This is a genomic window from Janthinobacterium sp. Mn2066, assembly GCF_049319705.1.
In the GTDB taxonomy this organism is placed as follows: Bacteria; Pseudomonadota; Gammaproteobacteria; order Burkholderiales; family Burkholderiaceae_D; genus Janthinobacterium.
This window is the reverse complement of record NZ_JBMOUF010000012.1, coordinates 60,326-78,713: the sequence shown is the minus strand read 5'-3', so window position 1 is coordinate 78,713 and position 18,388 is coordinate 60,326. Positions and strand designations below refer to the sequence as shown.

Annotated in this window: 14 protein-coding genes and 2 riboswitches; of the genes, 6 read left to right on the top strand and 8 right to left on the bottom strand. The window is 60.3% G+C overall.

The genetic code is table 11. The features are described 5' to 3' along the window. Positions 1-251: 251 nt before the first annotated feature. A complete protein-coding gene (locus tag ACL9RI_RS22145; RefSeq protein ID WP_422728650.1) occupies positions 252-1,265 on the top strand; it encodes a DUF4238 domain-containing protein in 1,014 nt (337 codons plus the stop codon). 180 nt (positions 1,266-1,445) lie between these two features. On the opposite strand, the gene ACL9RI_RS22140 is transcribed toward ACL9RI_RS22145, so the two are convergent. The 4 genes from ACL9RI_RS22140 to ACL9RI_RS22125 all read right to left on the bottom strand — a co-directional run bounded on the left by ACL9RI_RS22140 (position 1,446) and on the right by ACL9RI_RS22125 (position 6,086). Further along, complete coding sequence (locus tag ACL9RI_RS22140) at positions 1,446-1,997, bottom strand: ribonuclease HI family protein (protein WP_422728649.1); 552 nt, start codon at positions 1,995-1,997, stop codon at positions 1,446-1,448. Continuing rightward, complete coding sequence (locus ACL9RI_RS22135) at positions 1,994-2,344, bottom strand: hypothetical protein (RefSeq protein ID WP_422728648.1); 351 nt, start codon at positions 2,342-2,344, stop codon at positions 1,994-1,996. Before ACL9RI_RS22135 ends, ACL9RI_RS22140 begins: the two co-directional genes overlap by 4 nt. A gap of 45 nt (positions 2,345-2,389) precedes the next feature. Then, entirely contained in the window at positions 2,390-5,074 is a 2,685-nt protein-coding gene (gene mgtA / locus ACL9RI_RS22130; RefSeq protein WP_422728647.1) for a magnesium-translocating P-type ATPase, read from the bottom strand. Between the two features lie 388 nt (positions 5,075-5,462). Beyond that, positions 5,463-6,086 carry a TetR/AcrR family transcriptional regulator gene (locus ACL9RI_RS22125; protein ID WP_422728646.1) on the bottom strand — a complete coding sequence of 208 codons (624 nt, stop codon included), beginning with the start codon at positions 6,084-6,086 and terminating at the stop codon, positions 5,463-5,465. 252 nt (positions 6,087-6,338) lie between these two features. Between ACL9RI_RS22125 and ACL9RI_RS22120 the strand changes: the two genes are divergently transcribed. Beyond that, a complete protein-coding gene (locus ACL9RI_RS22120) occupies positions 6,339-6,497 on the top strand; it encodes a hypothetical protein (protein WP_183676497.1) in 159 nt (52 codons plus the stop codon). A 110-nt stretch (positions 6,498-6,607) separates the two neighbouring features. Here ACL9RI_RS22120 and gcvP read toward each other — a convergent pair whose 3' ends face one another. The 3 genes from gcvP to gcvT all read right to left on the bottom strand — a co-directional run bounded on the left by gcvP (position 6,608) and on the right by gcvT (position 11,194). Next, positions 6,608-9,508 (bottom strand): aminomethyl-transferring glycine dehydrogenase, encoded by a 2,901-nt coding sequence (gene gcvP, locus ACL9RI_RS22115; RefSeq protein ID WP_422728645.1) that lies wholly within the window; start codon positions 9,506-9,508, stop codon positions 6,608-6,610. Positions 9,509-9,619: 111 nt separating this feature from the next. Then, complete coding sequence (gene gcvH / locus ACL9RI_RS22110; RefSeq protein ID WP_422728644.1) at positions 9,620-10,000, bottom strand: glycine cleavage system protein GcvH; 381 nt, start codon at positions 9,998-10,000, stop codon at positions 9,620-9,622. A gap of 72 nt (positions 10,001-10,072) precedes the next feature. Further along, positions 10,073-11,194 carry a glycine cleavage system aminomethyltransferase GcvT gene (gene gcvT / locus ACL9RI_RS22105; RefSeq protein WP_422728643.1) on the bottom strand — a complete coding sequence of 374 codons (1,122 nt, stop codon included), beginning with the start codon at positions 11,192-11,194 and terminating at the stop codon, positions 10,073-10,075. 79 nt (positions 11,195-11,273) lie between these two features. After that, a riboswitch (glycine riboswitch) is annotated at positions 11,274-11,379 on the bottom strand. 26 nt (positions 11,380-11,405) lie between these two features. Further along, positions 11,406-11,492, bottom strand: a riboswitch (glycine riboswitch). Between the two features lie 191 nt (positions 11,493-11,683). Between gcvT and ACL9RI_RS22100 the strand changes: the two genes are divergently transcribed. Next, positions 11,684-12,244 carry an ATP-dependent Clp protease proteolytic subunit gene (locus ACL9RI_RS22100; RefSeq protein ID WP_422728642.1) on the top strand — a complete coding sequence of 187 codons (561 nt, stop codon included), beginning with the start codon at positions 11,684-11,686 and terminating at the stop codon, positions 12,242-12,244. Between the two features lie 119 nt (positions 12,245-12,363). Here ACL9RI_RS22100 and ACL9RI_RS22095 read toward each other — a convergent pair whose 3' ends face one another. After that, complete coding sequence (locus tag ACL9RI_RS22095; RefSeq protein WP_422728641.1) at positions 12,364-12,780, bottom strand: hypothetical protein; 417 nt, start codon at positions 12,778-12,780, stop codon at positions 12,364-12,366. Positions 12,781-12,817: 37 nt separating this feature from the next. Between ACL9RI_RS22095 and ACL9RI_RS22090 the strand changes: the two genes are divergently transcribed. From ACL9RI_RS22090 to ACL9RI_RS22080, 3 genes are all read left to right on the top strand, one after another. Beyond that, entirely contained in the window at positions 12,818-13,453 is a 636-nt protein-coding gene (locus ACL9RI_RS22090) for a phosphatase PAP2 family protein (RefSeq protein ID WP_422728640.1), read from the top strand. Positions 13,454-13,656: 203 nt separating this feature from the next. Further along, entirely contained in the window at positions 13,657-17,184 is a 3,528-nt protein-coding gene (gene smc / locus ACL9RI_RS22085) for a chromosome segregation protein SMC (RefSeq protein ID WP_422728639.1), read from the top strand. After that, positions 17,181-18,380 carry a cell division protein ZipA C-terminal FtsZ-binding domain-containing protein gene (locus ACL9RI_RS22080; protein WP_422728638.1) on the top strand — a complete coding sequence of 400 codons (1,200 nt, stop codon included), beginning with the start codon at positions 17,181-17,183 and terminating at the stop codon, positions 18,378-18,380. Before smc ends, ACL9RI_RS22080 begins: the two co-directional genes overlap by 4 nt. The last annotated feature ends 8 nt before the right edge of the window (positions 18,381-18,388 follow it).

Sequence of the window (18,388 nt, the reverse complement as noted above, 5' to 3'; positions counted from 1 at the left end):
AAAATGCATTTAAGTTGTTGGCTATGCAGCGTTCCGGCTTCAAACCATCATACCGTGATGCGGACATCTTGCATTCATCGGCACTTGCGACTACAGTCATGCGGTATTTTTTTTGCATTTTTAAGTTGCTAATTCCGCATCATCAGTAGATATATAAGCTCGGTGAAGAGCGCTTGGCCGCAAGCGTTTTTTTGGGTGGCGAGGTATACCTGTGCGCTGATACTAGAAAAATTTCTTTGGACGGCGAGACCATGAAACGAAAAAAGTACGAGCAAAGAAGGCAGCATTTTGTCCCGGTGTGCTATCTAAAAGCTTGGCTAGATCCTTTGGCGCCTAAAACAAACAAGAACACGCCGTACATTTGGTTATTTGATAGAACGGGTGAAAACCCTAAGGCTAGATCGCCAGAAAAAATCTTCCGTGAATCCGATATGTATACGCTGACTCCGCCTGATGGTGGTCATGATTTACGTCTTGAGCACGGTTTGGGGACTGTGGAGTCGAACTTCACGAGAGTGAGAAATAGCAAGTTCAACTTCAAGCGTCCACTCACGGCTGAGGATTGGTTGTGGGTATGCCTGTTCGCTGCCACGGCACACAACCGTACCGCCGCAATGCGTGATCACTTCCTCAGTCAAATGGAGAAGGTGAAGGAGATGTTTGAGAAGGTCGCAGGTTCCGACTGGGAAACTAGAACCGTCGAGCCAGAGCTTCCTCCTCACGTTGACCGGTCTAATGTCTATATTCCTAAACCAGGAGACTTTGATAATTTAAAGGAAAAGGCCACTACAACACTGCTCGATGCAGCGGAGAAGCTGATTCTTCCAACACTGCTTGGTATGCATAAGACGGTGATTTGTACAAGTGACGCTCTTGGATTCCTCACCAGTGATGCCCCATCAACGTGGCACGATCCCACAGCCTACCGCCGGCATCCGTTCGAGCGAGCCGTCGGTCTAGAGAACCCATCCATTGAGATCACGCTGCCGATTTCACCAGAGCAGTGCCTCCTATTCACGCACCGCCCCACCCACCCGCTATATTCCGAGGTTTCATCAGACTGGGTCGATGCCTTAAATCATCGACATGCTGCTTATGCTCCAAGCACAGTCATAGCACGGAGTAAGGAAACGCGAGCCAGATGGTTTCAAGCTGGAGAGCCACCTGCCGATTCGTGGGAAGCATTACATCCAGATCCTGACGAAAAATTCGGATGGACTAGTCCGGATTGCCCCTCCGATTTGCGCGACATTCTTCGAACGTAGGTAAATTGATCGCTAGAGTCAACCGCAAGAGTTTACTAAGCTGTTTGACTTGTTCTTGGTGCCGATCCGTTAGTGCGTCAAAGAGCCGCTGCATAGCAGTATAAATATTGTCAGATGCGCGTTCGTATTAGCACATAAGTGGGAGTCCAAGCCAATCAACGTACTATCGATATCTATCGCTTAAATACCTTCAGGAGCTGATGTTGGCAGTTTGACTGTTCGAGTGGATTCCACCCACGCAACGATGGCCAACTGCGACAAACGGTCCGCCTCGCCATTACGGTGGCGCGGTATCCAGCGCAACGTCACCTGATTAAGTTGTTGCAGCAGGGCCACTACGGTGGCCCTTTGTGTTTCCAGTCCCCTGGCGCCCACGGCAGCGGTTTCCAGTACGTCATTGATCACCACCTGGCTATCGCCATACAGCAGCAGTTCCACCGGCGGCGGCTTCAGCGCCAGCGCCGCCTGCAGCACGGCGATCAAGGCCGCATATTCCGCCTCGCTGCTGTTGCCGTAATCCAGCGGTTCACTGATTTCCACCCGTTCGCCGTTCGGTCCCAGCAGCAGGGCGCCGATGCCCAGCTTGCCGGGATTCGGATGGGCGGAACCGTCGAACCAGCCGCGCCAGGCCAGCGGGCCTGCAGCATCCTGGCGTTTCGCGGCCCACAGTGCGCGCCGCTCCTGCAGTTTTTCTTGCTTGCGCTGCCTGCGCGCCTCTGCGTCCTGCGTCATCGCGTGACGATGAATGTATCGACCAGGCTGCCTATCCATAACGCCGCCAGCACCCAGACGGCGATGCTCATGGCGGGGCCATCGCTGGCGGAGAGCGCCTGCACTTTTTCCATGATCAGCTGCGGGTCAAACGGCAGGGCGCCGCTGTTGATCTGGTCTACCAGTTGATCGGCGCGGGTCATGACATCGCGCAGCACGAAAACGATGGCGGCCAGGGTGGGCAGCACAAAGATGCAGCCACGTATTTTATGGCCCAGCACAAAGTGTCCGCTGCCGGGAAAGACCAGGCCCGAGAGTAGCAGGGCCAGCTTGCGATTTTTACGTTTGGGGAGGGGAGAGCCGCTCATGTACGCCTAAAAAGGTGATCGGGGAGGTAGGAGCGGCCCATCATACTATTGCCAGCCGAACTTGCGCAGGTAAATGCGTTTCATCACGGTCGTCAGCACGGTGTAGCAAACCAGGATGGCCAGCAGCCACGGGAAGTAATTGAGTGGCAAGGCTTCCAGCTTGAAGTAGGTGGCAAACGCACCCATCGGCAGGAACACGCCCACCGCCATGATGGCCGTGGTGGCCACCAGCAGCGGCACGGAAGCGATACTTTCGATGAACGGCAGCTTGGGCGTACGGATCAGGTGCACGATCAGGGTTTGCGTCAGCAGGCCCACCACGAACCAGCCGGACTGGAACAGGGTCTGTTTTTCCGGCGTATTGGCGTCAAACACGTACCACATCAGGGCAAACGTGGTGATGTCGAAGATCGAGCTGATCGGACCGAAGAAGACCATGAAACGGCCGATGTCGCGTGGGTTCCAGCTCAGCGGCTGCTGGATCAGTTCGGCGTCGACATTGTCGAAAGGAATGGCGATCTGCGATACATCGTACAGCAGGTTTTGCACCAGCAAGTGCAGCGGCAGCATCGGCAGGAACGGTAAAAAGGCGCTGGCCACCAGCACGGAAAACACATTGCCGAAGTTCGAGCTGGCCGTCATGCGGATATATTTCAGCATGTTGCTGAAGGTGCGGCGGCCTTCCAGCACGCCTTCTTCCAGCACCATCAGGCTCTTTTCCAGCAAGATGATGTCGGCGGCTTCCTTGGCGATATCGACCGCAGAGTCGACGGAAATGCCGATGTCGGCGGCGCGCAGGGCCGGTGCATCATTGATGCCGTCGCCCATGAAGCCGACGATATGGCCATTGCCGCGCAGGGCGCGCACCAGGCGTTCCTTGTGCAGCGGGCTGAGCTTGGCGAACACGGTGTTCTCTTCCGCGACCCTGGCCAGGGTCGCGTCATCCATGTCGTCCAGCTGCGGTCCCTGCAGCACGCCATGCACGGTCAGGCCCACTTCGCGGCAGATTTTCGCCGTTACCAGATGGTTGTCGCCGGTCAATACTTTCACCGTCACGCCATGTTCGGCCAGCGCGCGCAGGGCGGGCGCCGTCGATTCCTTCGGTGGGTCGAGGAAGGCTACGTAGCCGATCAGGGTCAGTGCCGTTTCATCGGCCACGCCATACACGGTCTTGTGCGGCGGCACTTCCTTGACGGCCACGGCAACCACGCGCAAGCCTTCCGCATTCAAGCCTTGCGTGGTGGCCAGTACTTTTTCCAGCAGGGCGTCGTCGAGCGGAATATTGCTCTGGCCCAGGCGCAGATGGCTGCAGGCAGCGAGGATTTCCTCGACGGCGCCCTTGCAGATCAGTTCATGGTGGTCATTCTTTTCGGATACGACCACGGACATGCGGCGGCGCACGAAATCGAACGGGATTTCATCGACCTTGACGTAATCGCGGGCCAGCTGCATTTCCGTTTGCAGCTCGACGTGGTCCAGCACGGCGCGGTCCAGCAGGTTTTTCAGGCCCGTCTGGTAGTGGCTGTTCAGGTAGGCAAATTGCAGGACTTCATCCGATGGCTGGCCGAATACGTCGGTGTGGCGCTCGAGCACGATCTTGTCCTGCGTCAAGGTGCCGGTTTTATCGGTGCACAGCACGTCCATCGCGCCAAAGTTCTGGATGGCGTCCAGGCGCTTGACGACAACTTTCTTTTTCGACAGTTTCACGGCGCCCTTGGCCAGGGTGCTGGTGACGATCATCGGCAGCATTTCCGGCGTCAGGCCGACCGCCACCGACAAGGCGAACAGGAACGCTTCCATCCAGTCGCCCTTGGTCCAGCCATTGATCAGGAACACCAGCGGCGCCATCACCAGCGCAAAGCGGATCAGCAGCCAGCTGACGCTGTTGACGCCCGCTTCAAACGCGGTCGGCGTGCGCTCGGTAGCCGTCACGCGGGTGGCGATGGTGCCGAAATAGGTGCGGTTGCCGGTCGCCAGCACCAGCGCCGTGGCGGCGCCCGAGATGACGTTGGTGCCCATGAACAGCAGGTTGGCCATGTCCATCGGGTCTTTGCCATTGGCGTCGCTCAATTCGGCCATCTTTTCCACTGGCAGGGATTCGCCCGTCATGGCCGCCTGGCTGACGAACAGGTCCTTGGCCGACAGCAGCCGGCAATCGGCGGGGATCATGTCGCCGGCCGACAGCACGATGATGTCGCCTTGCACCAGCTTACGGATCGGCAATTCGATTTGCTGGCCGGCGCGCAGCACGGTGGCGGTGTTGCTGACCAGCGCCTTCAGGCGCTCGGCGGCGCGGTTCGAGCGGCCTTCCTGCACGAAGCGCAGCAAGGTCGACAGAATCACCATGGTGCCGATGACGATGGTCGCCTTCGGATCTTCCGTCAGGTAGGACACGATGGCCAGCACCGTCAGCAGCAGATTGAACGGATTCTTGTAGCACAGCCACAGATGCTGGTACCAGGCCAGCGGCTTTTCGTGCTCCACCTCGTTCGGACCCGTTTGCGCAATCACGTCCAGCGCTTCGTCTTCGCTCAAACCACTTTCACGCGTATGCAATCGCTCCAGCGCCGCATGCAATTCTTCATGGGCGGCCATCAGTAACTGGCGCGCCAGATGATCGGGCACAGGACGGCCGGTGCTGTTTTCAAGCGGCATGGCATGGCGGCGGAAATGGCCGGCCGTATGGCGCTTGCGCAGGAACGATTCGAACAAACGGGTGAAGAGATTCATGCTCTTCCTTTCACGACTAGGTGTTGGCGGGCGGCGCAGCCGCAGGCAAGACTTGCGTGCCGCAAGCGTACCATGATGCACGAGGCAAATGGTGCTTGCGGGCAATCCGGGTCAGTAGCCGGTCGCGATCGGAAAGAAAAAGGGAAGAGGGGAGAAACGCACGGCCGACAGGCCGCAAGAGACACCGCACCTTGCTCAGCAAGGCACGGAGGACAACGGATTCCGTGTTGCTTGCTGCTTAGCTGCCGATAACATCGCTATTACGCGATCGACTACTGTCACTAGAACAAGTACCCACGAGGGACTCCGTAAATGAATAATGCCCGCATGATATTGATGAGGTCAAAAGGTGTCAACTGAAGAAATCTTAGATTTCCAAACTGTAATGTTAGGCGGCATGGGAGAGGGCCGCCATGGCCAGCGAATCGGACAAAATCTGCCACAGCGCGGCGTGGCGTTGCTGCAAGGCTGCGCCATCGGCATAGATCAATTCCACCTGCATGCTGTCTATGATGCCGAGGTAAGCTTGCACATACAGCGCCAGGCGCGGCTGGGCCAGCCACGGTGCGGCGTGCAGCAGGCTGGCCGCGTAATGGCGCTCGAGCTGGTCGAGCAGGGCGCGGTAAGCGCCAGTGATGTGATCGCGCAACACTTGTGGCGGCAAATACACGGTGCGCAGCAAAAAACGCGCGTGCGGCGACTGCCCATAGCGCTGCGCCATGCGGTCGCAATACAGGGCGCCGGCCTGCTGCATCGCTTGCTGCGGCGCTTGCTGCAGCGCCGCTTCGTCGTCGAAGCATCGCTGCATGAAGCTGTGCTCTTCCAGCAAGGCGTCGGCAAACACGGCCAGGAACAGATCATCCTTGCTATCGAAATGCGAGTACAGGGAAGCCTTGCGCATGCCGGCCAGTTCGGCGATATCACTGAGGGACGAGCCGTCATAGCCGTGTTCGGAGAAATGCCCGACGGCCACGGTGCAGATTCTGTCGGCCGAAGCCGAGCGTTTCTTCATGGTGGAGAGATTCTTTGAAAGTGGTGGAACGATGCCGGCCGCGACAGTGCGCTGCCAGGCTGGCTTGCTACCGCAAATCACCAGCGTTTGCCATCATACCAGCAGATGGCAAACCGTCAAGGACGGTACTCGGAGCGTCCCCTGATGCAAGCGTGCTGCACTTTCTGCCATTTTGAGTTACACTTGCTTCCTACCGGTCGGTAGTCGATCGGGCTTCATAGATATGATGACGACGATAAACAAGGAGGTTGTATGGTGCCATTGGGAATTTCACTGTTCGGTATCGGCCTGGCGCTGCTGTTTGCCGCCTGGAGCGCCAAGCGCGCACGCTGCGAACGCCGCGATGTAGTCTGCCTGGGCATTGCCGCCGGCGCCATGGCCTTGCCGGGAGCAGCTTTGCTGGCGCTGTAAGCTTCACTGCACGAACATAAAAAAACGGCAGGCCACTGATGGCCTGCCGTTTTTGTTTTCAGCGCGCACTCGCACTCCCGGTTTGCACCGGGAGTGCGGCTTGCTTACTTTTACTCTTCTTCGTAAGAGCTGATCGGCGCGCAGCCGCAGAAGAGATTACGGTCGCCGTAGACGTTATCCGCGCGGCCCACTGGTGGCCAGTATTTGCGCTGGCGCAGCGAGGCGACCGGGTAAGCAGCCACTTCGCGGCTGTACTTGCGTTCCCAGTTATCCGACAACAGCACTTGTGCCGTGTGCGGTGCGTTCTTCAGCGGATTGTCGTCGTGGTCGAATTCACCGCTGGCGACCTTGGCGATCTCGGCGCGGATGGCGATCATGGCGTCGATGAAACGGTCGATCTCCACTTTCGATTCGCTTTCGGTCGGCTCGATCATCAGGGTGCCCGGTACCGGGAAGCTCATGGTCGGCGCATGGAAACCGAAGTCCATCAGGCGCTTGGCCACGTCTTCGTTGCTGATGCCGGTGGCGTCCGTGATCGGGCGCAGGTCCAGGATGCACTCGTGCGCCACCAGGCCGTCGTGGCCCGAGTACAGCACAGGGTAGTGCGGCGACAGGCGGCGCGCGATGTAGTTCGCAGCCAGGATGGCCGTCTCGGTAGCGGCCGTCAAGCCTTCTGCGCCCATCATCGCGATATACATCCACGAGATCGGCAAGATGCTGGCCGAGCCGAATGGCGCAGCGCTGACGGCGCCGATGCCGGCAACGTCGCGCTGGTAGCCGCTCGAACGCTGGTTCGGCAGGAATTTTGCCAGGTGTGCGCCCACGCCGATCGGGCCCACGCCTGGGCCGCCACCGCCGTGCGGGATGCAAAAGGTTTTGTGCAGGTTCAGGTGCGATACGTCGCCGCCGAACGAGCCGGGAGCGGCCACGCCGACCAGCGCATTCATGTTGGCGCCGTCGATGTAGACCTGGCCGCCGTGCGAGTGGATGATCTCGCACAGTTCCTGGATGCCTTCTTCAAACACGCCGTGGGTCGATGGGTAAGTGACCATTACGCAGGCCAGGTTGGCGCTGTGTTTTTCTGCCTTGGCTTTCAGGTCGGCCAGGTCCACGTTGCCGTTGGCGTCGCAGCTGGTGACGACCACCTGCATGCCGACCATATTGGCCGATGCCGGGTTGGTGCCGTGCGCCGACGACGGAATCAGGCAAATGTTGCGGTGGCCTTCGCCGCGCGATTCGTGGTAAGCCTTGATCACCAGCAAGCCGGCGTATTCGCCTTGCGAACCGGCGTTCGGCTGCAGCGAGACGGCCGCGTAGCCTGTCAGCGCGCACAGCATCTCTTCCAGCTGCGAGATCATTTCGCGGTAGCCCACGGTTTGCGCATCGGGCGCGAACGGGTGGATATTCGAGAATTCCGGCCAGGTGACGGGGATCATCTCCGACGTGGCGTTCAGCTTCATGGTGCACGAACCGAGCGGTATCATGGTGCGGTCCAGCGCCAGGTCCTTGTCGGCCAGGCTGCGCAGGTAGCGCAGCATTTCGTGTTCCGAGTGGTAGCTGTTGAAGACCGGGTGGGTCAGGTAGGCGCTCGAGCGTGCCAGTTGCGACGGCAGCGCGCTGGTCACTGCCGCTTCGACGGCGTCCAGGTCCGGGGCGGCAGGCGCGTTGGCCACGCCGTCGGCGAAGACATTCCACAGCAGCGCGATATCGGCGCGGGTGGTGGTTTCGTCCAGCGACAGGCCGACGTGGGTAGCATCGACCTTGCGCAGGTTGACGCCATGTTTCAGGGCGGCGGCGTGCAGTTTGTCTGCATCGGCCACCTGGATCGTCAGGGTGTCGAAGTAAGTCGCGTTGGCAACCGTGTAGCCCAGGGTTGTCAGGTTGGCTGCCAGCACGCCCGTAAAGCGGTGCACGCGCTGGGCGATCTGCAGCAGGCCGGCAGGGCCGTGGTAGACGGCGTACATCGAGGCCATCACGGCCAGCAGCACTTGTGCGGTGCAGATGTTCGAGGTGGCTTTTTCGCGGCGGATATGCTGTTCGCGCGTTTGCAGGGCCAGGCGATAAGCCTTGTTGCCTTGCGCATCGACGGTCACGCCCACCAGGCGGCCCGACATATTGCGCTTGAATTCATCGCGGGTCGACAGGTAGCCTGCGTGCGGGCCGCCGAAACCGAGCGGTACGCCAAAGCGCTGGCTGTTACCGACGACGACGTCCGCGCCCCATTCGCCTGGTGGCGTCAGCATGGTCAGTGCCAGCAGGTCGGCGGCGACGATGACCATGGCGCCATTGGCATGCAGTTTTTCCACGCCGGCGCGGTAGTCGCGCACGACACCGTTGACGCCCGGGTACTGCAGCAGCACGCCGAAGCAGCCGTCCAGCGCTTCGATTTCGGCCGGATCAAACGTGCGCACGTCGATGCCGATCGGCTGGGCGCGCGTTTGCACCACTTCCAGCGTTTGCGGCAGCACGTCGTTGGCGACATACAGCACGTTCGATTTCGACTTGCCCACGCGCTGGATCAGGGTCATCGCTTCAGCGGCGGCAGTGCCTTCGTCCAGCATCGAGGCGTTTGCGATGCCCATGCCGGTGAGATCCGTGATCACTTGCTGGAAGTTCAGGATGGCTTCCAGGCGGCCTTGCGAAATCTCTGGCTGGTAAGGCGTGTACGCCGTGTACCAGGCCGGGTTTTCAAAGATGTTGCGCAGCACCACGCCAGGCGTAAACGTGTTGTAGTAGCCCTGGCCGATCAGGGACTTCAAGACCTGGTTCTTGCCGGCGATGGCTTTCAGGCGCGACAGCGCTTCCTGTTCCGGCATCGGCTGCGAGTAAGCGCCCAGGGGCAGGGCGCCCTTGTTGCGGATGTTGGCGGGAACCAGGGCGTCGATCAGGGCGGCGCGCGAGGCGTAGCCGAGGGTGGACAGCATGGCTTCCTGTTCGGCGGCGGAAGGGCCGATGTGGCGGGCGATGAAGGCATCGCGTGCTTCGAGTTGGGTCAGGCTGGTGCGGGTCATGATATAGAGGCCAAAAAAGACTGAAAAACCGGGATGCGGCGCGCGGGCGCGGCGGTGAAATGGAGCTGGAATATGCAAACGGGCCGCAAACGCGGCCCGCTTCAAACGTGATTACTCGCCGGTGGTGGCGCCGTACGCTGCAGCGTCGAGCAAGCCGTCCAGCGCCGACACGTCGGCTGGCTTGATCTTGAACAGCCAGTTGGCGTACGCGTCGGCGTTGATCGCTTCTGGCGAGTTGACGACGTCGTCGTTGACTGCCACGACTTCGCCAGCGACAGGCGCGTAGATGTCGCTGGCTGCCTTGACCGATTCAACCACCGCTGCATCGTCGCCGGCGCCATAGCTGTTGCCGACGGTCGGCAGTTCAACGAACACGATATCGCCCAGGGCGTCCTGCGCGTATTCGGTGATGCCGACGGTGATGGTGCCGTCCGCTTCGAGGCGTACCCATTCGTGGGAGGCGGTGTATTTCAGGTCAGCAGGAATGTTCATGTGTTGCTCCAGAGGGTGAGTGTTTGTTTATTGATTATGTTGCTCGCGTCGCGTCCCGTGCTCAGTTGCGTACTAAGCAGCCAGGATTTTACCGTTACGCACGAAAGGCAGCTTGACGACGGAGGCGGCCAGTTGCTTGCCGCGGATTTCCACGTGCACGGTGTCGCCCACTGTCACGCCGTTCGGCACGCGCGCCAGGGCAATCGCTTCCTGCATGGTCGGGCTGAAGGTGCCGCTGGTGATTTCACCGGTGGCGTCGGTGCCGGCCACGATGACTTTTTGATGCGCGCGCAGCACGCCGCCTTTTTCACGCAGGATCAGGCCCACGAATTGGGCGTTCTGGCCTTGGGCCAGCAGGGCCGCCTTGCCGATGAAGTCGCGCTCGCTGACCAGGTCGATGGTCCATGCCAGGCCGGCGTCGAGCGGGTTGACCGTTTCATCCATGTCCTGGCCGTACAGATTCATGCCCGCTTCCAGGCGCAGGGTGTCGCGTGCACCCAGGCCGGCCGGTTTCACGCCGGCGGCCAGCAGCGCGTTCCACAGCGCTTCCACTTGCGTAGCGGCCACGCCGATTTCAAAACCGTCTTCGCCCGTGTAGCCGGTACGCGCCAGCATCACTTCGCCAAATGGCGTGTCCTTGACGATGACGACCTTGAATGGCTTGATGGCGTCGGAAGCGGCTTGCGTTTCCGGCAGCACCTGCCATACCTTGGCGCGCGCGTTCGGACCCTGCACGGCCACCAGGGCGATCGGGGCGTTCGCGTTGCGGCGCTCGGTGATGGTCAGGCCGCTGTTGGTGGCGGCGTTCTGTTGCTGCATCCACGCCACGTCTTTTTCGGCCGTACCGGCGTTGACGACCAGGCGGAACCAGTTTTCGCTGAAGAAATAGACGATCAGGTCATCGATGACGGTGCCTTCGACGTTCAGCATGCACGAATACAGCGCCTTGCCCGGCACTTGCAGCTTGTCGACGTTATTGGCCAGCAGGCCGCGCAGGAAAGCGCGCACGTTCGGGCCTTCGATATCGACCACGCACATGTGCGACACGTCAAACATGCCGGCGTCGCTGCGCACGGCGTTGTGTTCTTCGATTTGCGAACCGTAGTTGACAGGCATGTCCCAACCGCCGAAATCTACCATGCGGGCGCCGAGGGCACGGTGGGCGTTATTGAGTGGGGTCGCTTTGAGCGTCATTGAATCCTCGGAACGAAGGTATAGGGGGAAGTTAACAGAACACACAAGAAAGCCGCCAACGCGTTTCTCCATGGCATTCACTCACCCCCCTGTCCTTTGTACCTGAGAGATTACGGGGCTAGCCCCGTGCGCCCCTTCGGTGGGCCGCCGGCGTTTCGCCGCGGCCGCTCTCCAGAGTTGAGTCATTGTGTTGCCAAAGCAACAGCTTGAGCTCGCCTGATCGGTCCTTTTGCCTGAGAGTTTTTGGGTAGTGCCCCTTCGGCGGCAACGCTGGATTGCCCTCTCCCGATCAAGTGTGTGGAATATATGTCAGCAGGGGTGTTCTGTCAATCTGAAAAGGCTTTCCAGAACGCACCAAAACTCGCACCAAAACAGGGCAAAGACACGCATGTTTGATGGCTGGGCAACTGTTGCTTTCACGTCGCATCGTGCGTGTGTTGCGGCAGAAATTTGCTATGATGAATCAGGCTTTATTTGCGGGTTTCTGCCATGAACGATACGCAAAGCAATACCGATCAGCACGCCTATTTCACGCTGTCTGGCGACGTCAACAGCGATATGGTCAGGCGTGTCTTCAATGCGGTGTCCGATATGACCGAAGACAAGATCAGCACGGCGCACGTGCTGATCCAGTCGAACGGCGGTTATGTCAGCGACGGCATCTGTCTGTACAACTTCCTCAGCAAGCTGCCGATCGAACTGGTCACGTATAACGGCGGCGCCGTGGCGTCGATTGCGGTGACCCTCTTTCTTGCCGGGCGGCATCGTTGCGCCAGCGACACGGCCCGCTTCATGGTGCATAAATCGCACGCCACCGCGTCGCCCGGCGCGCGACCCGATGCCCTGAGCATCATCGTCGAAGGCTTGCGGGCCGATGACTTGCGCACCGAACGCATCCTGCGCAGCCATGTGAGCCTGAATGAGGAGCACTGGCGGGTCCATGCGTATTCCGACCTGCATCTGACGGCCGAGCAGGCGCTGGAGGTGGGCTTGATCGACGCCATCCGCGATTTCTCGCCGCCCAAGGGCAAGCGCCTGACCAATATTTAGTGGTTCAAAACAATCTTTAGTGTTTTAAAAGAAACAGGGCTGGCCGCTTCATGCATGCTGCGGCCAGCCCTGTTTTGCCGCCTGCCGGCGGTTCGGGCTATCGTGGCGGCAGCAGGGCCTCAGGATTTGCCGCCCTTGTTGCTGGAAGTGCCAGATTGTTTGTTGCCGTCATTTTTATGGCTTTGACGGCCGGCATCCACATGCTGCTCGTGGGTGCCGCCTTGTTTGCCGCCCTGGTTGCCACTACGGGAGCCGCTACCGGACTGCTTGTTGCCTTGATCGCCTTTTTGATTCGAGTTCATCATATTTCCTTTGCTGAAATGAAAGAAGTCACTCGCCGGAATTACTTCCGGTGGCAGCATGATGCGCAGAAAGCTTGGACGCCAGTATCGGAACACTGCTCGACCCCGTGTAGGAGCTTGCCTGATGATGTGATGCAGTTGTTTTCTTATTGCAATATTTAGGGTGGAAATTGTAATTGAATGTAATTCTCGCCCTGTGCTGATGAAAAGCCGGGCAGCAGGGGTGACAGTCATGGCATAGTTCAGCCTGATGATGAAATAGGCTGTTGCGATGAATTGGTGGAATAGTATTTCTTTTACGGCCGATATGGCCTTGATGGGACCGGCTGGCGTGGCGATTGCCCTGTGGCTGCTGGTGTCCAGGCAGTGGCGGCTGGTGTTCAGCTGGAGTCTCTGGTACGGCGGCGGCCTGTTGCTGGTGGTGCTGTCGAAACTGCTCTTCATGGGCTGGGGCGTGGGCAGCAGCGCGCTCGATTTTACGGGCTTCAGTGGCCACGCCATGCGCGCCGGCGCGGTTTTCCCCGTCTTGCTGTATGTCGTGCTGCAGCGCGCCCAGCCGCGCTGGCGCCAGGCTGGCGTCGCGCTCGGCGTGGCGTATGCCGTGCTGATCGCCATCGCGCGCGTGCTGGGCCATGCGCACAGCGTGTCGGAAGCCGTCAGCGGCTGTGTACTGGGCCTGGCGATGGCGGTCGGCTTTATCTGGAGCGCGCGCGGCGCCGTCGATATCGCCATCAGCCGGCCGCTGGTGCTGGCCAGCCTCGTCGTGATGGCGGTGCTCAGCTTCAAGGCCGAGCCCGTGCCAACCGAGCTGTGGCTGCATAAAATCGCCATGTATCTGTCTGGCCATGAGCGCATTTTTTCGCGGGCAGACTGGAAGCTGGCGCAGGATGGCCATCGCAGCCCTTGAACGATAAAGTCGGCCCCTGCGGCGCACACGTGTTTTTAGCCAGAAAATCATCAGGAAATGGTATGATGAGCCACTTTTTAGTGGCATCATCGCCAGTGCATGCACCAGTCAGTGCGCGAGCCGGATTGGTCTTGATACGGCGGCTCTTGATGCGGCACTTTTAAACCCCTTACCACCAGCCCAGGCCAGGAACTCTAAAACACGTGCGTCTCTCTTCCATCAAGTTGTCGGGATTTAAGTCTTTCGTCGATCCCACCAATTTCCAGGTGCCAGGCCAGCTGGTGGGCGTGGTCGGGCCGAACGGCTGCGGCAAGTCGAACATCATCGACGCCGTGCGCTGGGTGCTGGGTGAGTCGAAAGCGTCCGAGTTGCGCGGCGAGTCGATGCAGGACGTGATCTTCAACGGCTCCACGCACCGCAAGCCCGCCGGGCGCGCCTCGGTTGAGCTGGTGTTCGACAACAACGATGGCAAGGCGTCGGGCCAATGGGGCCAGTATGCCGAAATCGCCGTCAAGCGCACCCTGACGCGCGACGGCACCTCCACCTATTACATCAATGGCCAGCCCGTGCGCCGGCGCGATATCCAGGATATTTTCCTCGGCACCGGGCTCGGTCCGCGCGCCTACGCCATCATCGGCCAGGGCATGATTTCGCGCATCATCGAATCGCGCCCGGAAGAGTTGCGCGTGTTCCTCGAAGAAGCGGCCGGGGTATCGAAATACAAGGAACGCCGCCGCGAGACGGAAAACCGCTTGCAGGACACGCGTGAAAACCTGTTGCGGGTGGAAGATATCCTGCGCGAACTGAACGCCAACCTGGAAAAGCTGGAAGCACAGGCGGCGGTGGCCACCCGTTTCCACGCCTTGCAGGCCGACCAGGAAGAAAAGCAGAAGCTGCTGTGGCTGCTGCGCAAGAATGAAGCGCAGAACGAACAGACGCGTTATTTCCGCGAAGTGGAACAGGCGCAGACCGACCTGGAAGAACAGACGGCCAAATTGCGTAATGTGGAACTGACCCTGGAGCAGATGCGCCAGGCCCACTTTGCCGTGGGCGACCGTTTGCATACGGCGCAAGGCCATCTGTACCAGACCAATGCCGAGATCGGCAGCCTGGAAGCGCAGATCAAGTTCGTGATCGAATCGCGCGCCCGCCTGCAGGCACAACTGGCAACCTTGACGGCCCAGCGCGACCAGTGGAGCAGCCAGGGCAGCGAATACCAGGAACAGATCGAGGAAGCGGAATTCCACCTCGAAGAACTGGCTGCCAAGGTGGAACAGTCGCAAATGATGGCCGAGCAAAAGGGCGAGCAATTGCCCGAGCTGGACGCGGCCTGGCGCGCCGCGCAACACAAGAGCACGGAATCGCGCGCGAAAATCATGCAGGCCCAGCAGCAGCTGGAACTGGAGTCGGCGCACCAGCGCAACGCCTCGAATATCCTGAATAGCTTGCTGACCCGCCGCGAGCGTCTGCAGCAGGAAAAAAACAGCCTGAGCTTGCCCGACAGCAGCCATCTGGACAACCTGAAACTGCAGCTGGAAGAAAAGCAGCAGGCGCTGGAAGAGCAGGGCTTTTACCTGGAAGAAGCGCTGGAGCAGCAGCCCAAGCTGGAGCAGGAACGCCAGGAAGCCCAGGCGCAAGTCAATGCCGAGACGGCTGCCAATGCGCAGCTGGAAGCGCGTCTATCTGCGCTGAAACAATTGCAGGAGCGCGTGCAAACGCAGGGCAAGGTCCAGCCCTGGCTGAAAAAGCATGAACTCGACAGCTTGCCGCGTCTGTGGCAAAAGCTGCAGATCGAAGCGGGCTGGGAAGCGGCCATGGAGTCGGTCTTGCGCGAGCGCACGTCCGCCTTGCAATTATCGAATATCGACTGGGCCAAGGCGTTCTTTGCCGATGCGCCGCCAGCCAAGCTGGCCCTGTATGCGCCATCGACCGTGCCGCCGCTGCCCGTGCCGGAAATAGCGGGCTTGAAACCGTTCTTGAACTTGCTCAAACTCAACGATCCGGGTTTGCGCGGCTTGCTGCAGGACTGGCTGTACAACGCCTACGCGGTGGAAGACGCGTCCGAGGCGTTGCTTGAGCGCAGTAAATTGCCGCCGGGCGGCTATTTCGTCACGCGCCTGGGTCACGTGATCACGGCCACCAGCGTGCGTTTCCACGCCGCCGATTCCGAGCAGGAAGGCATGCTGGGCCGCCAGCAGGAAATCGATAATATCGGCAAGCAGCTGCGCGCCCAGCAATTGCTGGCCGAAGAGGCGCGCGCCCGTTCCGTGCGGGCCGATGCGGCCGTGTCAGCGCTGTCGCGCAATCTGTCCGACTTGCGCCTGCGGGTGCAGCAGCTGACCTCATCCGTGCACAGCCTGCAGCTGGAAGTGGTGAAACTGTCCGAAGTCGAGGCGCGCTTCAACCAGCGCAGCACGCAGATCGGCGCAGACCTGGCCGAGATTGCCGCACAGGAAGCCGAACAGCAGCAGATCAAGGCGGAATCGGAAGAGAAATTCGAACAGCTGGACATGGAACTGGGCAACTTGCAGGAAGCGCACGAAGACGGCCATACCGATTTCCTGCAGAAGGAACAGCGCCTGGCCGAGGCGCGCGAAGCCTTGCGCGACCTGGAGCGGGCCGCGAAAGATACGGAATACGCGGAAAAATCGCAGCGCGCCAAGATCGAGGAATTGCGCCGCAATATCGCCACGGCCAGCACGCAAGCCCAGCAAGTGTCGGAAAGCCTGCAGGCGGGCCAGCTGGAACTGGCCAACCTGGAAAGCGGCGCCGCCAACGATGGCTTGCAGGATTTGCTGGAACGCCGCACCACGCAGGAGCGGGCGCTGGCCGATGCACGCCACGAACTGGACCAGATCACGCAGCAGCTGCGTTTATCCGAAGATGCGCGCACGCAATCGGAACGCAGCTTGCAGCCGCAGCGCGACAAGATCATGGAAATGCAGCTCAAGGAGCAGGCCGCGCGCCTGAACCAGGAGCAATTCGCCCAGCAATTGCTGGAATCCGGCGCCGATGAAGCGGCCCTGACGGAAAAATTGCACCCGGACATGCGTCCATCGTATCTGCAAGGCGAAGTGACGCGCCTGACCAACGCCATCACGGCCCTGGGCGCCGTCAACCTGGCGGCGCTCGACGAGCTGGCGCAGGCATCCGAGCGCAAGAATTTCCTCGACGCCCAGAACGCCGACCTGACGGAAGCGATCAATACCCTGGAAGACGCGATCCACAAGATCGACAAGGAAACGCGCGACTTGCTGCAAGACACCTTCGACAAGGTGAATCATCACTTTTCCGAGCTGTTCCCGATTTTGTTCGGCGGTGGACAGGCCCGCCTGACCATGACGGGCGACGAGATTCTCGATTCCGGTGTACAAGTCATGGCGCAACCGCCTGGCAAGAAAAATGCGACCATCCACCTGTTGTCCGGTGGAGAGAAGGCGCTGACCGCGACCGCACTGGTGTTTTCCATGTTCCGCCTGAACCCGGCGCCGTTCTGCCTGCTCGACGAAGTCGATGCACCGCTGGACGATTCGAACACGGAACGCTTCTGCCGCATGGTCAAGCGCATGTCCGACCAGACCCAATTCCTTTTCATTTCGCATAACAAGATTGCGATGGAAATGGCCCATCAATTGATCGGTGTGACGATGCAGGAGCAAGGCGTATCGCGCATCGTGGCGGTGGACATGGAGTCCGCCGCAAATTTTGCTACCGAGGCACAAGCAGCATGACAGATCTTCAAATTACCTTGTTCGGCGCCGGTGGCGTCTTTATCGTCGCCGTTTTCTCCTACAACAAGTGGCAGGAATACAAGGCCAAGAAAAGCGTGGAACGGGCGTTTTCTACCGACCACGATGACGTGCTGATGCGCGAAGGCGAAGCGCCTGCAGCGGCGCCTGCGCCCGCAGCCGCGCCCGTGGAACCCGTATTGCGCCAGGAACCGCGTTTCGATGCGGCGCCCGCCGTCAAGACGGAACCTTCATTCAGTGCGCCGCCGGCCGCTGCCGTGGCGTCGGCGCCGGCCCCCGTGCAGGCGCATGCCGAACCGTCGCTGGAGGCGGCCCCTGCCGTGGCGCCTGCCGCGCCGGTTACTGCAGCACCGCAGGAAGAAGTCAGCGTTGCCACCGAGCAAGCCACCAGCCTGGTCGATCCGCTGATCGATTGCCTGCTGCCGCTGTCGCTGGAAGCGCCCGTGCGCGGTGAAAAAATCTTGCCGGTGCTGCAAACCCTGCGCCTGGTGGGTAACAAGCCCGTGCATTTCATTGGCTTGCACGTGAATGGCGACTGGGAACCGATCGTGCACGGCGGTGTCTACACCAGGATGCAGGGTGGCGTGCAGCTGGCCAGCCGCACCACGGCCTTGAATGAACTGGAATACTCGGAACTGGTCACGCGCCTGCGTGGCGTAGCCGATGAAATCGGCGCCGAGCCGGAAGTGCCGGACATGATGGAAGTGATGGCCGAAGCGCGCAATCTGCACCGTTTCGTCACCGGCCACGACGCGCAGCTGGGCGTCAACCTGCATACCAATGGCGCGCCCTGGGCGATTTCCACCTTGCTGTTCGCCTTGGAAAAACAAGGTTTCGACGTGCGTCCCGATGGCCGTTTCGTGATGCCGGACGGCGAGGGAGGATACCTGTTCTCGCTGTCGACCAATGTCACCCTGGCCGAGGAAACCACGCCACGTTTGACCCTGTTGCTGGACGTGCCTTGCGTGGCGCCGGCGCGCGACGGTTTCGGCGCCATGGTCGCCTGCGCCCGCTCGCTGGTGGGCCGCCTGGACGCCACCATCGTCGACGATTACAACCAGGCTTTGTCCGATGCGGCCCTGGCCGAGATCGCTGGCCAGGTACAGGAGTTTTACCAGGAAATGGACGCCGCCGACATTCCGGCCGGCTCTACCCGCGCCCTGCGTTTATTTAGCTAAGAATCCCG

What these genes read in the sequence shown, in the direction of transcription:
- ACL9RI_RS22145 (WP_422728650.1), top strand. Translation starts at nt 252, where the DNA reads ATGAAACGAAAAAAGTACGAGCAAAGAAGGCAGCATTTTGTCCCGGTG.
- ACL9RI_RS22140 (WP_422728649.1), bottom strand. Translation starts at nt 1,997, where the DNA reads ATGACGCAGGACGCAGAGGCGCGCAGGCAGCGCAAGCAAGAAAAACTG.
- ACL9RI_RS22135 (WP_422728648.1), bottom strand. Translation starts at nt 2,344, where the DNA reads ATGAGCGGCTCTCCCCTCCCCAAACGTAAAAATCGCAAGCTGGCCCTG.
- mgtA (WP_422728647.1), bottom strand. Translation starts at nt 5,074, where the DNA reads ATGAATCTCTTCACCCGTTTGTTCGAATCGTTCCTGCGCAAGCGCCAT.
- ACL9RI_RS22125 (WP_422728646.1), bottom strand. Translation starts at nt 6,086, where the DNA reads ATGAAGAAACGCTCGGCTTCGGCCGACAGAATCTGCACCGTGGCCGTC.
- ACL9RI_RS22120 (WP_183676497.1), top strand. Translation starts at nt 6,339, where the DNA reads ATGGTGCCATTGGGAATTTCACTGTTCGGTATCGGCCTGGCGCTGCTG.
- gcvP (WP_422728645.1), bottom strand. Translation starts at nt 9,508, where the DNA reads ATGACCCGCACCAGCCTGACCCAACTCGAAGCACGCGATGCCTTCATC.
- gcvH (WP_422728644.1), bottom strand. Translation starts at nt 10,000, where the DNA reads ATGAACATTCCTGCTGACCTGAAATACACCGCCTCCCACGAATGGGTA.
- gcvT (WP_422728643.1), bottom strand. Translation starts at nt 11,194, where the DNA reads ATGACGCTCAAAGCGACCCCACTCAATAACGCCCACCGTGCCCTCGGC.
- ACL9RI_RS22100 (WP_422728642.1), top strand. Translation starts at nt 11,684, where the DNA reads ATGAACGATACGCAAAGCAATACCGATCAGCACGCCTATTTCACGCTG.
- ACL9RI_RS22095 (WP_422728641.1), bottom strand. Translation starts at nt 12,780, where the DNA reads ATGACTGTCACCCCTGCTGCCCGGCTTTTCATCAGCACAGGGCGAGAA.
- ACL9RI_RS22090 (WP_422728640.1), top strand. Translation starts at nt 12,818, where the DNA reads ATGAATTGGTGGAATAGTATTTCTTTTACGGCCGATATGGCCTTGATG.
- ACL9RI_RS22080 (WP_422728638.1), top strand. Translation starts at nt 17,181, where the DNA reads ATGACAGATCTTCAAATTACCTTGTTCGGCGCCGGTGGCGTCTTTATC.